General features: G+C 44.1%; 1 pseudogene. It reads right to left on the reverse strand.

The window, feature by feature from the left end:
* Positions 1-547: pseudogene (locus HT669_RS10750) on the reverse strand (FIVAR domain-containing protein); the annotation flags it as partial.

The following is a 547-nucleotide window of genomic DNA, read 5'->3' on the forward strand; positions in this document are numbered from 1 at the left end:
TTTATCCTCAGTTAGTTTATTTTTCGCTGTAGTTGTCGCTGCGGTTGTTACGGCATCTTCTGCCGCTTTCAAGGCTGCTTTGGCTGCGTTTACTTTCGCTAGCTCTGCTTGTACAGCTTCTGGTGCCGCATTGTCGTCCGCTATTACTTTTTTCGCTGCTTCCACTGCTTTATCCGCCGCTTCTTTTGCTTTAGTATATGCGTCAACTTTGCTTTGTGGCTTGTCATCTGTAGTTGGTTGACTTGCTACTTCGCTTGCTAAATCGTTATTCGCTTGCGTTAGAGCTGTCTTGTCTGCTTTGTCGACTAACTGCTCTTTCGCTTTGTCTAACTTACCTTGCGCTTCTGTTACTTTTTCTTGCGCTTCTTGAATTTCAGCTGCTGTCGCATTGTCACCTTTAGCTAATACTGCTTTGGCTGCTTCCTTCGCTGTTGCAACATCTGCTTCTGCTTCTTTCTTAGCGGCTTCGTATGCTTGAATACTTTCTGGTGTCTTACCTTCTGTACTTACAGCTTCATCTAACTTCGATTTATCCTCAGTTAGTTTA

The organism is Streptococcus sp. 2100, assembly GCF_013276335.1.
GTDB lineage: Bacteria > Bacillota > Bacilli > Lactobacillales > Streptococcaceae > Streptococcus > Streptococcus pseudopneumoniae.